The organism is Kitasatospora sp. NPDC023118, from assembly GCF_055560875.1.
The window spans coordinates 37854-52078 of record NZ_JBVHHW010000001.1 but is presented as its reverse complement, the minus strand read 5'-3'; the positions used below and the strand labels follow the sequence as shown (position 1 = coordinate 52078).

Below are 14225 nucleotides of genomic sequence, written 5' to 3'. Positions count from 1 at the left end.
ACGACGCGTCGGCTCACGGGCCTCAGTCGACCAGTCGGCGGGCCATCCAGATGTCGTCCACGTACCGGCCGTCGATCAGGAACTCCTCGGTCAGCGAGCCCTCCACGACGAAGCCGCAGCTCTCGTACAGCCGGCGGGCCGGGGCATTCCAGCCGAGCACCCGCAGGGTCAGCCTGCGGGCGCCCGCGGCCCGGGCCGCGGCGCAGGCCGCCTCGACCAGGCGGCGGCCGATACCCCGGCCGCGGACCGTGTCGTCGACGGCGAGGCCCTGGATCTGCCGGACGTGCCGGTTGCTGGCCAGCGGGGTCGACGGGACCTGGCGGGCGTAGCCGACGATCCGGCCGTCCAGCACGGCGAGCAGGTACTGGTCGGGGGTGTGCCGCTCGTCGAAGATCCCGTCCTTGGCCTGCGGTTCCGGGGAGACGTCGGAGAGGGTGGACCAGGAGGCCCGGTCGAGGGCGGCGAGCCCGCGGTCGTCCTCGGGCCGCGCCGGACGGATGATCAGATCGTCAGGGGAGTCATAGGGCATGCGCGTCAGCCTAATGAGGCGCGTGCGAACGTGGCGGGGATTAAGTACTGCGAGGATGGGGCCCATGCGCATCGCTGTCACAGGCTCCACGGGATTGATCGGTTCGGCACTCGTCCGCTCCCTGCTGGCGGACGGCCACGAGGTGGTCCGGCTGGTCCGGCGCCGCTCCAGGACGGGCCCGCAGCCCGACGGCAGTACGGCGATCGGCTGGAACCCGCTGCTCGGCCAGGTCGAGCGGGACGGCCTCGCCGGGGTCGAGGCGGTGGTGCACCTGGCCGGTGCCGGGGTCGGCGACCGCCGCTGGACGGACGCCTACAAGCGGGAGATCCGGGAGAGCCGGGTCTACGGCACCGAGACCCTGGCCGTCGCGCTCGCGGAGCTCAAGGAGCCGCCGCGGGTGCTCGTCAGCGCCTCCGCGGTCGGCTGGTACGGGCAGACCGGTGACCGGGTGATCGACGAGGACTCCCCCGCCGGGGACGACTTCCTGGCGGAGGTGTGCCTGGAGTGGGAGGCGGCGGCGCGGCCGGCCGAGCGGGCCGGGATCCGGGTCGTGCACCCGCGCACCGGGATGGTGCTCTCCACCGCCGGCGGGGCGGGTGGGCGGCTGTTCCCGCTGTTCAAGCTGGGCCTGGGCGGACGGCTGGGCAGCGGACGGCAGTACTGGAGCTACATCTCGCTGACCGACGAGGTGGCCGCGTTGCGGTTCCTGATCGACCGGGAGGACCTCTCCGGCGCCTTCAACCTCACCGCACCGGAGCCGGTGACCAACGCCGAGCTGACCGCGGCGATCGGTCGGGCGCTGGGGCGGCCGACGCCGTTCCCGGTGCCGGAGGCGGTGCTCAAGGCGGTGCTCGGGGAGCTGGCGGTCGAGGTGGTCGGCAGCCACCGGGTGGTGCCGCGGCGGCTGTTGGACGCGGGGTTCCGCTTCGCGCACCCGGACGTGGACTCGGCGGTGCACGCGGCGCTCTGACTCCCGCTTCGCGCGTAGGCCTCCTACGGCATTCGCCCTGGCCAGGGGCATATGCCGGGCGGGGGTCGGACGGGGCTCCGGCAGGGGGCGCACGGGAGCACATGGCGGGCGCGTCGCACGCCCCCGGTGACCGTGCGCGCCCGCCGGCCCCGTATCCCGGCCGCCACGGCGCACTGTCCGTGACCGCGCCCCCGCCCGGTGCCGCACAACCCCTCCCGACCCCTGCATCCGGTCCGTTGTGCTTGTCTGATACTCACACTGACTGGGCATCACCTTCCACGGACCGTGTCCCGGCACCCCGCTGCCTGCGTCGGCCGGAGCCCCGGAACCAGGGAGGGAGCACGCCAGTGCCCACATACGACTTCACCCGCCGTGCCCGTCGACCGTCCGACCCGGACGTCGTCGTGGTCGGCGCCGGACTCGCGGGCCTGGCCGCCGCCCGCGCACTCACCGGCCACGGCCTCGCCGTTCAGGTCCTGGAGACCACCGACCGGATCGGCGGCCGGATGGCCACCCGCGAGCTGGACGGATTCCGGCTCGACGACGGCAGCCACCTGCTGAACACCGCCTTCCCCGAGCTGCGCCGGGCGCTCGACCTCGACCGCCTGGACCTGCGCCAGCTCACGCCCGGCGTGCTGGTGCACAGCGCCGGACGCCGCTACCGCGCCGGGGACCCGCAGCTCACCACCGCCCGCCAGGCCGCGACCCGGGCACCGCTCGGCAGCCCGCTGGACAAGGCCCGCCTCGGCAGCTGGCTCGGCCGGACCGCCACCACCCCGGCCAGCCGGCTGCGGGCCCGCCCGGAGACCACCGCCGCCCGCGCCCTGGCCGGCCACGGCCTCGCCCCGCGCACCGTGGACGGCTTCCTGCGCCCGCTGCTCAGCGCGCTGCTCAGCGATCCGACGCTCGGCACCAGCAGCCGGATCGCCGACCTGGTGCTGCGCTCCTACGCCCGCGGACGGCTCTGTCTGCCCGCCGACGGGATCGCGGCCGTGCCCGCCCAGCTGGCCGCCGTGCTGCCCGCCGGCACCGTGCGGACCGGGGTGCAGGTCACCTCGGTCACCGCCGACGGCGTGGAGACCCTCGCCCACGGGCGGATCGGCGCCCAGGCCGTCGTGGTCGCCACCGACGCCCGCTCCGCCGTCGAACTGCTGCCCGGGCTGCGGCTGCCGGACTTCCACCCCGTCACCACCTTCTTCCACGCGGCCGACCGCGCCCCGCTGAACGAGGCCGTGCTGCTGCTCGACGGCGACCGGCCGGACGGGCACCCGCCGCTGGTCTCGCATTCGCTGGTACTCAGCGAGCTGCACCCGTCCTTCGCCCCGGCCGGGCAGGCGTTGGTCGCCACCACCGTGCTCGGGCGGCGCTCCTTCGACGCGGGCGGCCCGGCCGGACTGGAACCGGCCGTCCGGGCCCGGCTGGCCGAGCTGTACGGCGTCTCGACGGCGGGCTGGCAGTTCCTCAGCGTGCGCCACGTCCCGGACGCGCTGCCCGCGATGCCGCCGCCGCACAACCCGCGCCGACCGGTGCGGGTGCTGGCCGGACTGTACGTCGCCGGGGACCACCGGGACACCAGCACCGTGCAGGGCGCGCTGGTCTCCGGGCGGCGGGCGGCATGGGCGGCGCTGCGCGACCTCGGGCTGCCGGCGGACGCGCGGGAGGCCGAGGCGGCGGCCTGAGGCCGTTGGCTGAGGCGTGCTGCTCGGGCGTCCTGCTCGGGCGTGCTGCTTGTGCGTGCTGTCCGGGCGTGCCGTTCGGCCGTCCGAACACGCCAGCGGTCTGCCGGGGTGACAGACCGACGGCGTGCCGGGATGCCGGGATGCACGTTCTGACCGTTCAGCGGATGATTTCCGCCGTTCGGCCGGTTTCGCGGTGAGCGCCTCCGCCCCAGCCGGTCGCGCTGATCCTGATCCCCGCGGCAGCCGTCGCCGCGCCGCTGCTCGCCGACCGGCCGCCGCGGTGGATCGCCCTGCCGACCGTCGTGTTCGAGATCGTGCTCGGTGTCCTGATCGGCCCGGACGCCCGGCCGATCGAGCGCACCCTGCGCACCTCGGGGCGGTTCGCGATCCGGGCGGTGTTCCTGGGCACCCGGCTGTCGGGTGGTCGGGCGGGTGATCCGTGTGGTCGGGTGTCGTCAGGCGTGCGGTCAGATCACCCCCGCCTGGCGGGCCGTCTCCTCGAAGGCGCGGGCCACCGGGCTGCCCCGGTAGGGGGTGAGACGGCGGTGGAAGTCCCGGACGTACTCCAGCGAGCGGGCCGAGCGCATCTCCCCCGCCGCCCGCAGCGCGTCGGTGGCCATCGTGCAGGCCTCGTCGAGGTCGCCCATGCCGAGCCGGGCGGTGGCCAGCACCAGCCGGCAGAAGATCCGGCTGCGCGCGTAGGCGGGCGAGCGCAGCCGCAGCGACTTCTCGGCGTGCTGCGCGCAGGTGCGCCACTGCTGGAGGTCGCGGTAGCAGTGGGCGAACTCGTCGGAGAGCTGCGCCTCGTCGAAGTACCGCGCCCAGGAGGGAAGTTCGTCGCCCGTCCGGGAGGCCGCGAGTGAGCGCTCGGCCCGTACCAGGGCGGTGGTGCAGGAGCGGACGTCGCCCAGCAGGCCGTGCCCGCGCGCCTCGGCGGCGTGCATCAGCGACTGGACCACCGGCGGGACGGCGGTGCCCACGCCCTGCTGGGCGACCCGGGCGAGCTGGACGGCCTCCCGGCCGTGGCCCAGATGGACGGCCTGCTGGCTCATCGTCACCAGGACGTAGCCGCCGAGCGCACGGTCCCCGGCGGCCTGGGAGAGGCGCAGCGCCTGGACGAAGTAGCGCTGGGCGAGGCCGTGCGCGGCGATGTCGAAGGACGTCCAGCCGGCCAGCCTGGTCAGGTCGGCGACCGCGCCGAACAGGGCCCGGCCGATCTGCTCGCCGTAGCGGCCGCGCAGCATCGGCTCGGCCTCGCTCTCCAGGTAGCGGACCAGTGCCTGGCGGGCGTGACCGCCGCCGTAGGCGTGGTCGAGCGCGCGGAAGAGGTCGCCGACGGCGCGGATGGCGGCGATGTCGCCGCGGCCGACCCGCAAGGCGGGGCGCGCCTCGCGGGTCGGGTCGGCGTACGGCGGCTCGACGGCGGCCGGCAGGCGGCGGCTCTGGGTGGGCACCCGGCCGATGGTGGCGGCGGTACCGGTGGTTCCGGTGGTGCTGCGGGAGCCGGGGGCGCCGGGGGCCTGGCCGCGCGCGGGGCTCACGGCGGGGGCGCCGGGCGCGCTCGCGGCGCTCTGCGCCGGTGCGGTGGGGGCGGTGCCCGGCGGGCCGGTGGCGGTGTCCGGGCGGACCAGGGTGGAGCCGTCCCGGGCGACCCGCTCATCGGTGCGGCCGATCAGCCAGTCCCGGCTGGGGACGACCAGGCCGGCCGGGGTGAAGGCGATCCGGCGCAGCTCGGACTGCGGGCCGTTGTCCTTGCGCCACATGCTCGCCACGATGTCCACCGCCTCCTGCGGGGTCTCGGCGAACTCCAGGCCCGCGTAGACCGGGGCGCAGGCGTCCAGGCCGAGGTCCTGGGCGGTGAGGCGGCGGCCGAGGCGGCGGGTGAAGACCTCGGCGATCAGCGCCGGGGTGGCGCCGCGGGGCTGCTGGCCGCGCAGCCAGCGGGTGACCGAGGTCTTGTCGTAGCGCAGGTCGAGGCCGTGCTCCAGACCGAGCTGGTCGACCCGGCGGGCCAGGCCGGCGTGCGAGAAGCCGGCCTCCTCGATCAGCGCGGCGAGCTGGCCGTTCTGCGGGGCCGGGCCGGAGTGGCCGGTGTGGCTGCCATGGCCGCTGGTGGTCGCGGGGGCGGGTGCGGCGACGGCTTCGTGCCGGTTCGGTGTGGCCTGCACGGGCAGCCGCAGTTCGTCTGCGGTCGGGGCGTCGGTGGTCAGCGTGTCGCCGGTCAGGGCGTTGGGGGCCAGGGCGTCGGGGGCGTCCGGAAGGGTCCGGCCGACCGGCCCTCGGTGCTGGCCGAGCGGGTCGAGCGGTCCGTACGCCGGGCTGTCGGTTGCAGGCCGTTGGGGCATGTCAGTCAACACCTCTCGGACGTCGCACCGGGCTCTACCAGCACTTCGGCGGCCTGGGGCGGCGCCCCCTGTCGGGAATCGGCGTGAATGTAGCGAGCATTCGGGCGCTATGGGTGGATCTGACCGAGCAATCCTCCGAACGGGTGAAGCAACCGCGCCCATTGTGGGGAAGCGAGGTCAGGATGGGTTTGGCCTTCCGGGGTCGAACCGTCGATCGACCGTCATGTTGGTTTCCGCCATGGGGAACCCTGCTGCTGTAGCGGCCCGCCACATGGGAGCCGCACCGCCGGATTCCTACCGTTCTCGGCCATGGACACCTCTACTGCCCGCCCGCTCGACGGCCGCACGGCCCTGGTGACCGGCGCCGCCTCCGGCATCGGCCGGGCCTGCGCCGAGGCCTTCGCCGGGGCCGGCGCCCGGGTCTACGTCGTCGACCTCGCGGCCGGCCCGGCCAGGGACGTCGCCGAGCGGATCGGCGGGCACGCGATCGTCACGGACCTCGCAGACCCCGGGGCCGTGGACGCCCTGCCGGACGACGCCGACATCGTGGTCAACAACGCCGGCCTGCAACACCTCGCGCCCGTGCACGAGTTCCCGCTCGACCGCTTCACCCTCATGCAACGCGTCATGGTCGAGGCCCCGTTCCGCATCCTGCGCCGCACCCTCCCCCACATGTACGAACAGCGGTGGGGCCGGATCGTCAACATCTCCTCCGTCCACGGCCTGCGCGCCAGCGCCTTCAAGTCCGCGTACGTCACCGCCAAGCACGCCCTGGAAGGCCTCAGCAAGACCGTCGCCCTCGAAGGCGCCCCCCACGGCGTCACCAGCAACTGCCTCAACCCGGGCTACGTCCGCACCCCCCTGGTCGAGAAGCAGATCGCCGCCCAGGCCCTCGCTCACGGCATCCCCGAGAACGAGGTCGTCGACCGCGTCATGCTCGACCGCACCGCCGTCAAGCGCCTCATCGAACCCGGCGAGGTCGCCGCTCTCGCCCTCTGGCTCTGCACCCCGCCCGCCTCCTACATCACCGGCACCAGCCTCCCCATCGACGGCGGCTGGACGGCGCACTGAGTCGATCCCCTATGAGCACCCGGCACGCATCCTCAAATGAGGGATGGAGAAAGAGAGATGTGAGGGAAGACGAGAGCGGTGGAGCTCAGCTCCCGGTACCGCAAACGGTGTCGGGCAGCACGGCGAATGGACCGATCGGGCCGGGCTGGGAGGTGGGCAACGGCCAGGGGTTGAGGTGGTTATGGGGTAGTTGGCCATATCCATCCGAAACGATGTGTGGGTCGGTCACATAGTCCCGGGGGCGTGGGGTTCCTACCTTGTGGCGACATCCTCCCCTCTGGACCTGGAAGTGGTGACCCATGAAGGCCCCTGCACGTGGTTCGGCGGCGACCAGCTCACTCCCGCGAGTGGTGGCCGCGAGTCTGATCGGCACGACGATCGAGTGGTACGACTACTTCTTGTACGGAACAGCGGCGGCGCTGGTGTTCGGGAAGCTGTTCTTCCCGAACACCGATCCGCTGACCGGGACGCTGCTGTCGTTCCTGACCTATGCGATCGGGTTCGCGGCGCGGCCGCTCGGGGCCTTGGTGTTCGGGCACTTCGGGGACCGGGTGGGGCGGAAGAAGCTGCTGGTGGTGAGCCTGCTGCTGATGGGCGGGTCGACCACGGCGATCGGGCTGCTGCCGACGTACGGGTCGATCGGGGTGGCGGCGCCGGTGCTGTTGACGGCGCTCCGGCTGGTGCAGGGGTTCGCGCTCGGCGGGGAGTGGGGCGGGGCGGTGCTGCTGGTGTCGGAGCACGGGGACCAGCGGCGGCGGGGGTTCTGGGCGTCGTGGCCGCAGGGCGGGGCGCCGGCCGGGAACCTGCTGGCGGCGGGGGTGCTGTCGTTGATGACGGCGGTGCAGTCGGACAGCGCGTTCCTGGCGTGGGGGTGGCGGGTGCCGTTCCTGCTGTCGGCGGTGCTGGTCGGGGTAGGGATGTGGATCCGTCTGGCGGTGGACGAGTCGCCGTTGTTCCGGCAGGCGCTGCGGGCGGCGCAGGCCCGGCAGGAGGCCGAACCGGCGCCGCTGGTGGGGGTGTTGAAAAACCACTGGCGGGAGGTGCTGGTGGCCATGGGCGCACGAATGGCGGAGAACATCTCGTACTACGTGATGACGACCTTTGTGCTCACGTACGCCGTCAACCACGCGCACTTCGACAAGCAGAGCGCGCTGAACGCCGTACTGATCGCCTCGGCGATCCAGTTCGCGCTGATCCCGCTGTTCGGCGCGTTGTCCGACCGGGTCGGGCGCAAGCCGGTGTACCTGGTGGGCGCGGCCGGGGTCGGGGTCTGGGCGTTCGTGTTCTTCGGGATGGTGGACACCGAGTCCTTCGGGGCGCTGGTGGTCGCGGTGACCGTCGGTCTGGTGTTCCACAGCGCGATGTACGCGCCGCAGGCGGCCTTCTTCTCCGAGCTGTTCGCGACCAGGCTGCGGTACTCGGGGGCCTCGATCGGCGCCCAGTTCGCCTCGGTGGCCGCCGGGGCGCCCGCCCCGCTGATCGCCACCGCGCTGCTCAAGGACTACGGCAGCGCCACCCCCATCGCGGTGTACGTGGCCGTCGCGGCGGCGATCACCGTGCTGGCGGTGCTGTGCGCACGGGAGACCAGGGGGCAGGACCTCACCGAGGTCGAGGAGCATCCGGCGGACGGTGCCGCGGTCGGAAAGCCCGCCGTGGCCTGAGCGTTGAGCCGATAGCATCGCGGTTCCTCGCAACCGTCGGACCCGACGCCGATTGGCGGCCCGCACCATGAACCACCCCGACGAGGGCGCCGCACCCGCGCTGCGGCGGCTGCTCGACCTGCTCGCCTCCGGCGCCGCCACCGAGGACTTCGCCGAGGTGCTGGCCGACGCCCGCCGCCGCGGGGCGCCGGCCGGCGTCCTCGCCGAGATCGACGACGCCACCTGGCAGGCCCTGCGGGTGCACCGCACGCTGCGCCAACACCGGCGCCGAGAGGCCGAGTTGACCGCACTGTTCGACACCGCCGGGGACCTGGCCGCCTCCCGGGAGCTGGACACCGTGCTGCAGGCGATCGTCCGCCGGGCCCGGATGCTGCTCGGCACCGACACCGCGTACCTGACCCTGCCGGACGAGGCCGCCGGCGACACCTACATGCGGGTCACCGACGGCTCGGTCTCCGTGCTCTTCCAGACCCTGCGACTCAGCCTCGGCGACGGCCTGGGCGGGCTGGTCGCCCAGACCGCCCGCCCGTACGCCACCCCCGACTACCGCACCGACGAACGCTTCCACCACACCCGCACGATCGACGCGGGCGTGCTGGACGAGGGCCTGGTGGCGATCATCGGGGTGCCGCTGCTGATCGGCGGGCAGGTCATCGGCGTCCTGTTCGCCGCCGACCGCTCGCCGCGCGCCTTCTCCCCCGACGAGGTCGCGCTGCTCTGCACGCTGGCCGCGCACGCCGCGATCGCGCTGGACACCGCCAAGTCACTGGCCGACACCCGGGCCGCGCTCGCCGAACTGAACGCCGCCAACGAGCTGGTCCGGGCCCACTCCGCCGCCGTCCAGCGCGCCGAGCAGGCGCACGACCGGCTCACCGACCTGGTGCTGCGCGGCGCCGAGGTGCCGGACGTCGCCGCCGCCGTCGCACTCCTGCTGGACGGGGAGATAGCGGTCCTGGACGCCGAGGGCGAGCCGCTGGCCGGGCGGCCGACGCCCGCCGCCGAGCTGGCCGGGGCGGTGGCCGCGTCCCGGGCCGAAGGCCGGTCGGTACGGCACGGCGAGCTGTGGGTGTGCGCGGTGCTGGCCGGACACGACGCGCTCGGCACCATGGTGCTGCGCGGTCGGCCCGACCTCGACGACGCCGACCGGCGGCTGTTCGAGCGGGCCAGCGTGGTGACCGCGCTGCTCCTGCTGCTGCGCCGCTCGGTGGCGGAGACCGAGAACCGGGTCCGCGGCGAGTTGCTCACCGACCTGTTCACCGCCCCCGAGCGCGACCCGGCCGGGCTCACCGCGCGCGGGCGCCGGCTCGGGGTCGACCTCGCCCGACCGCACCTGGTGCTGGTCGCGGAACCGGCGGACGGCAACGGCGACGAGCGGGAACGGCTCACGGGCGCCGCCCGGCGGTATCTGTTCGGCTCCCGGGGCATCGGCGCCGAGCACGGCGAGGCGGTGGTGCTGCTGGTGCCGCTCGAAGCGGGCACGACCGACGATCCCGAGGAGACCGCCCGGCAGGCCGCCGAGCGGCTGGCCCGGCTGGCCGGCTTCCCGGTCACCGTCGGCGCCGGCCGCCCCGCCGCCGGCCCCCGGGCGCTGGCCGCCGCGTACGCCGAGGGCCTGCGCTGCGTGCGCGCCCTGCGGGTGCTCGGCCGTGCCGGGGAGGGCGCCTCGGCCTGCGCGCTGGGCTTCCTCGGGGTGCTGCTCGGCGACGGCCACGACGTGGACGGCTTCGTCGGCGCGACGCTCGGCCCGCTGCTCGCCTACGACGCCCGGCGCGGCACCGAGCTGGTCCGCACCCTGCGCGCCTACTTCGACTGCGGCGGCAGCCTCACCCGGGCCAAGGACGAGCTGCACGTCCACGTGAACACCGTGGTGCAGCGGCTGGACCGGGTCGAGGCGCTGCTCGGGCCGGACTGGAGCCAGCCGGAGCGCTCCCTGGAGCTGCAGTTGGCGCTGCGGCTGCAGCTGCTCGCGGGAGGACGAGCCGGCTGACCGGGACGGCCGAACGGGTGGTACGGGCCTGGGCGTACAGTGGCCAGGTTGGTCTCGAACGCCTGGCAAGGAGCGGCAGCGGTGAGCGAGAACGTACGTTTCGTGCGGATGGGCATAGGCGAGCACGTCGTCCCCTACGAGGAGGCGTGGGAGGAGCAGCAGCGTCTGCACGCGCTGCGGGTCGCGGACGAGATCCCCGACACCGTGCTGCTGCTGGAGCACCCGCCCGTCTACACCATGGGCAAGCGCACCAACCCCGCCGACCTGCCGCTGGACGGCACCCCCGTGGTCGAGGTCAACCGGGGCGGGGAGATCACCTGGCACGGCCCCGGCCAGCTGGTCGGCTACCCGATCATCAAGCTGCCCGACCCGATCGACGTGATCGCGTACGTCCGCCGGCTGGAGGAGGCGCTGATCCGCGCCGCCGCCGACTTCGGCGTCGAGACCACCCGGGTCGAGGGCCGCAGCGGGGTCTGGGTGCTGGGCCAGAACATCCCGGACGCCGTGGTGGACCCGGCCGAGGTGGTGGACATCGGCAAGCTGACCCTGCGGATGGGCCTGCCGCTGGGCATCGACCCGCGACTGGCCGGGCCCGAGTACGCCCCGTCCAACGCCGGGCAGCGCGGCGGCGACCGCAAGCTCGCCGCGATCGGCGTCCGGGTCGCCCGCGGGGTGACCATGCACGGCTTCGCGCTCAACTGCGACCCCGACATGACGTACTTCGACAAGATCGTGCCCTGCGGCATCCGGGACGCGGGCGTGGCCTCGCTGGCCGACGAGCTGGGGCGCGATTTCGGTGTGAGCGAGGCGCTGCCGGTGGTCGAGCGGCACCTGACGGACGTCTTCGCCGAGCTGCCGGAGCCGGCGCTCAGCCGCTGAAGCCCGCCGCCGTTCAAGCCGCTGCGGCCCGGTGCCCACGCGGCTGCCACCGTCAGCCACTGGGAATCTACTGGCCGGTAGCCGCGTTGCCCTGCGATTGCAGGGCGGCAGGCCCGGCACAGGCCGTACAACCACAGGCGTACCCTGGGGGTACCCCGTCTAGTTCTAGGAGTCGCACGTGTCCGCTGTCGCGCCCGACGGCAGGAAGCTGCTCCGCCTGGAGGTCCGCAACAGCGAGACCCCCATCGAGCGGAAGCCCGAGTGGATCAAGACCCGCGCGAAGATGGGCCCGGAGTACAACGCCCTCCAGTCGCTGGTGAAGAAGGAGGGGCTGCACACGGTCTGCCAGGAGGCCGGCTGTCCCAACATCTTCGAGTGCTGGGAGGACCGCGAGGCGACCTTCCTCATCGGCGGTGACCAGTGCACCCGCCGCTGCGACTTCTGCCAGATCGACACCGGCAAGCCCGCCGAGTTCGACCGCGACGAGCCGCGCCGGGTCGCCGAGTCCATCGTCACCATGGACCTCAACTACGCCACCATCACCGGCGTCGCCCGCGACGACCTGGAGGACGGCGGTGCCTGGCTGTACGCCGAGACCGTGCGCCAGGTGCACGCGATGACCGCCGAGCGCGCGGGCGGCCGTACCGGCGTCGAGCTGCTCATCCCCGACTTCAACGCGGTGCCCGAGCAGCTGGCCGAGGTCTTCTCCTCCCGCCCCGAGGTGCTCGCGCACAACGTCGAGACGGTTCCGCGCATCTTCAAGCGGATCCGCCCGGCGTTCCGGTACGAGCGCTCGCTCGACGTCATCACCCAGGCCCGCGCGGCCGGGCTGGTGACCAAGTCCAACCTGATCCTGGGCATGGGCGAGACCCGCGAGGAGGTCAGCCAGGCGCTGGCCGACCTGGTCGGGGCCGGCTGCGAGCTGATCACCATCACCCAGTACCTGCGCCCCTCGCTGCGCCACCACCCCGTGGAGCGCTGGGTGAAGCCGCAGGAGTTCGTCGAGCTCCAGGAGGAGGCCGAGGAGCTGGGCTTCGCGGGTGTCATGTCAGGGCCGCTGGTGCGTTCGTCGTACCGGGCCGGCCGGCTGTACCGGCAGGCGCTGGAGCGGCGCGCGCAGGCCGCGGTCTGACGTTCCGGGGCAGGTTTCGGCCACTGGGCCATTGGAAGGGCGGAGCCGCGGCTCCGCCCTTTCGGCTTCACCACGCTTTGACTGCATGGTCACGGGCTGGTAACACGGGGTGGGGACGATGGACGCCTAGTGAGCGTTCGATTCTTCTCAGCCACGAGAGGAGCTGTTCGGCATGCGGATGCGGATCCGGTCGGTGGGGGTGGCGCTGCGGTTCGCCGAGAGCGTCCTGCTGGCGCCCGGCCAGCGGCACGCGCGGCTCAACGCCTGGGCGGCGGTGTGCGAGAACCGCCGGTACGCGGCGGACCGCCGGCACGACGCCCTGGCGGGCGGGGCGGCGGCGGGTACGGCGAGGGCACGCTCCGTACGCCCCTGAGGCCCCCGACGTCGCTGTGCGCGACGGTGCGCGGGCACACGGGTCACGGTTCGGGCGAACGGGTACCCGGGCTTGGATATCCCGTACCCGTGCCACGTACCATGAGCGTTATGGCGAGGGAAACATCCGAGAACCCAGGGCGACTGAAGCAGATCCGCCTGGCGTACACCATGACCAAGAAGGTCGACACCAAGATCGGCCTGATCATCGCCGGCGTCGGCCTGCTGACCTTCGGCGTGTTCCTCGCCATCGGCTTCGCGATCGACCACCCCATCTACCTGGGCATCCTGGGCTTCATCGTGGCCGTCCTGGCCATGGCGATCGTCTTCGGACGCCGGGCCGAGCGCGCCGCGTTCGGTCAGATGGAGGGGCAGCCGGGCGCTGTCGCGGCGGTGCTGAACAACATCCGGCGCGGCTGGAGCTCCAGCTCCACCCCGGTCGCGGTCACCCGCAACCAGGACGCGGTCTACCGCGCCGTGGGCCGGGCCGGCATCGCGCTGATCGGTGAGGGCAACCCGAACCGGGTGCGACAGCTGCTGGCCTCCGAGAAGAAGAAGATGGCCCGGGTGGTCGGCGACGTGCCGGTGCACGACATCGTGGTGGGCGACGGCGACGGCGAGATCCCGCTCAAGAAGCTGCAGATCCACCTGATGCGCCTGCCCCGCGCCATCACCCCCTCCCAGGTCACCGAGACCAACGACCGCCTGCGCGCGCTGGGCGACCTGCTCTCCAAGGCGCCGATCCCCAAGGGCCCGATGCCCAAGGGCGCCCGGATGCCCAAGGGCGGCCAGGTCCGCTGACCCCCCTCCCCTGACGACACGAGAACGGCCCCGCTGAGTTTCCTCAGCGGGGCCGTTCGACGTTCAGCCGTTGCGTGTGGTCGCAGCTGTCGTGTGGTCGCCCACGTGGACGTCGTCCGTCCATGTGGACGTCGTCAGATCCGGACCTCGACCGTGCCGACCGCCTTGTCGTGCAGGCCGCGGGTGTCGCGGTCCCAGACCAGCGCCGGCACCACCAGGCAGAGCAGGACGGTGCGCAGCAGAACCTGCGGGATGGTCGCACGGCGGCCGTCCAGGCGGACCACCCGGAGGCCGAACAGCCGCTTGCCGACGGTCGTGCCGGTGGTGGCGAGCAGGACGGCGGCGACCAGGAAGTAGAGCGGGAGGGTCCACAGGTTGGCCTCGGCCTGGTCGCCCTTGGCGAGCAGGCCGTAGGAGACCAGGGCGACCAGCCAGCCGTCCACGAACAGGGAGCCGATCCGTCGGCCGGGGCCGGCGAGCGAGCCGGAGCCCTCCCGCGGCAGTCCGAGGCGCTCGCCGCGGTAGCCGAAGTCGGCGCCCATCTTCTCGGCGGCCGCCTTCGGGCCGTCGATCCACGATCCCAACGCTTCTCTGGTGTCCACGAATCCACACTAACCGGGCTGACCCCGGGCGCCCGCACCGGCTCCCCTCCGGGCGGGGCGCGGCGCCGGGCCCCGACCCGACCGGGTGAATCCCGATCACCGGGCTTACCAAGTGGTCCAGACCACTTCCCCGATGGTCCCCAGGTCGGCGAGGTGATTTGCCCCGTACCGTACGCCTTTGCCACCTGTTCGGCGGC

The 14225-nt window shown here is 73.5% G+C and carries 12 protein-coding genes; 9 read left to right on the top strand and 3 right to left on the bottom strand.

Annotation, left to right across the window (positions count from 1 at the left end):
• Positions 1 to 22 precede the first annotated feature (22 nt).
• Complete coding sequence (locus ACZ3UD_RS00195) at positions 23 to 529, bottom strand: GNAT family N-acetyltransferase (RefSeq protein WP_465580497.1); 507 nt, start codon at positions 527 to 529, stop codon at positions 23 to 25.
• 55 nt (positions 530 to 584) lie between these two features.
• Here ACZ3UD_RS00195 and ACZ3UD_RS00190 point away from each other — a divergent pair, with 55 nt between their 5' ends.
• Together ACZ3UD_RS00190 and ACZ3UD_RS00185 are read left to right on the top strand one after the other, a co-directional pair.
• Positions 585 to 1499 carry a TIGR01777 family oxidoreductase gene (locus ACZ3UD_RS00190; protein WP_465580495.1) on the top strand — a complete coding sequence of 305 codons (915 nt, stop codon included), beginning with the start codon at positions 585 to 587 and terminating at the stop codon, positions 1497 to 1499.
• A gap of 347 nt (positions 1500 to 1846) precedes the next feature.
• Positions 1847 to 3178 carry an NAD(P)/FAD-dependent oxidoreductase gene (locus ACZ3UD_RS00185; protein ID WP_465580493.1) on the top strand — a complete coding sequence of 444 codons (1332 nt, stop codon included), beginning with the start codon at positions 1847 to 1849 and terminating at the stop codon, positions 3176 to 3178.
• Positions 3179 to 3645: 467 nt separating this feature from the next.
• Here ACZ3UD_RS00185 and ACZ3UD_RS00180 read toward each other — a convergent pair whose 3' ends face one another.
• Complete coding sequence (locus ACZ3UD_RS00180; RefSeq protein WP_465580491.1) at positions 3646 to 5523, bottom strand: regulator; 1878 nt, start codon at positions 5521 to 5523, stop codon at positions 3646 to 3648.
• Between the two features lie 309 nt (positions 5524 to 5832).
• Here ACZ3UD_RS00180 and ACZ3UD_RS00175 point away from each other — a divergent pair, with 309 nt between their 5' ends.
• The 7 genes from ACZ3UD_RS00175 to ACZ3UD_RS00145 all read left to right on the top strand — a co-directional run bounded on the left by ACZ3UD_RS00175 (position 5833) and on the right by ACZ3UD_RS00145 (position 13426).
• Entirely contained in the window at positions 5833 to 6594 is a 762-nt protein-coding gene (locus tag ACZ3UD_RS00175; RefSeq protein ID WP_465580489.1) for a 3-hydroxybutyrate dehydrogenase, read from the top strand.
• A 299-nt stretch (positions 6595 to 6893) separates the two neighbouring features.
• Complete coding sequence (locus ACZ3UD_RS00170) at positions 6894 to 8255, top strand: MFS transporter (RefSeq protein WP_465580487.1); 1362 nt, start codon at positions 6894 to 6896, stop codon at positions 8253 to 8255.
• A 67-nt stretch (positions 8256 to 8322) separates the two neighbouring features.
• Entirely contained in the window at positions 8323 to 10242 is a 1920-nt protein-coding gene (locus ACZ3UD_RS00165) for a helix-turn-helix domain-containing protein (RefSeq protein ID WP_465580484.1), read from the top strand.
• A 108-nt stretch (positions 10243 to 10350) separates the two neighbouring features.
• Positions 10351 to 11121 (top strand): lipoyl(octanoyl) transferase LipB, encoded by a 771-nt coding sequence (gene lipB, locus ACZ3UD_RS00160; RefSeq protein ID WP_465581359.1) that lies wholly within the window; start codon positions 10351 to 10353, stop codon positions 11119 to 11121.
• Positions 11122 to 11299: 178 nt separating this feature from the next.
• Positions 11300 to 12253, top strand: coding sequence for a lipoyl synthase (gene lipA, locus ACZ3UD_RS00155; RefSeq protein ID WP_380609178.1), 954 nt, complete (start codon positions 11300 to 11302; stop codon positions 12251 to 12253).
• Between the two features lie 172 nt (positions 12254 to 12425).
• Positions 12426 to 12626, top strand: a complete 201-nt coding sequence (locus tag ACZ3UD_RS00150) for a hypothetical protein (RefSeq protein ID WP_387623167.1) — start codon at positions 12426 to 12428, stop codon at positions 12624 to 12626.
• Between the two features lie 101 nt (positions 12627 to 12727).
• On the top strand, positions 12728 to 13426 hold the full coding sequence (locus ACZ3UD_RS00145) for a DUF4191 domain-containing protein (protein ID WP_465581357.1): 699 nt from the start codon (positions 12728 to 12730) through the stop codon (positions 13424 to 13426).
• Between the two features lie 134 nt (positions 13427 to 13560).
• Here the strand turns inward: ACZ3UD_RS00145 and ACZ3UD_RS00140 are convergent, their stop codons facing one another.
• Positions 13561 to 14028 (bottom strand): RDD family protein, encoded by a 468-nt coding sequence (locus ACZ3UD_RS00140; protein ID WP_465580481.1) that lies wholly within the window; start codon positions 14026 to 14028, stop codon positions 13561 to 13563.
• Positions 14029 to 14225: the final 197 nt, after the last annotated feature.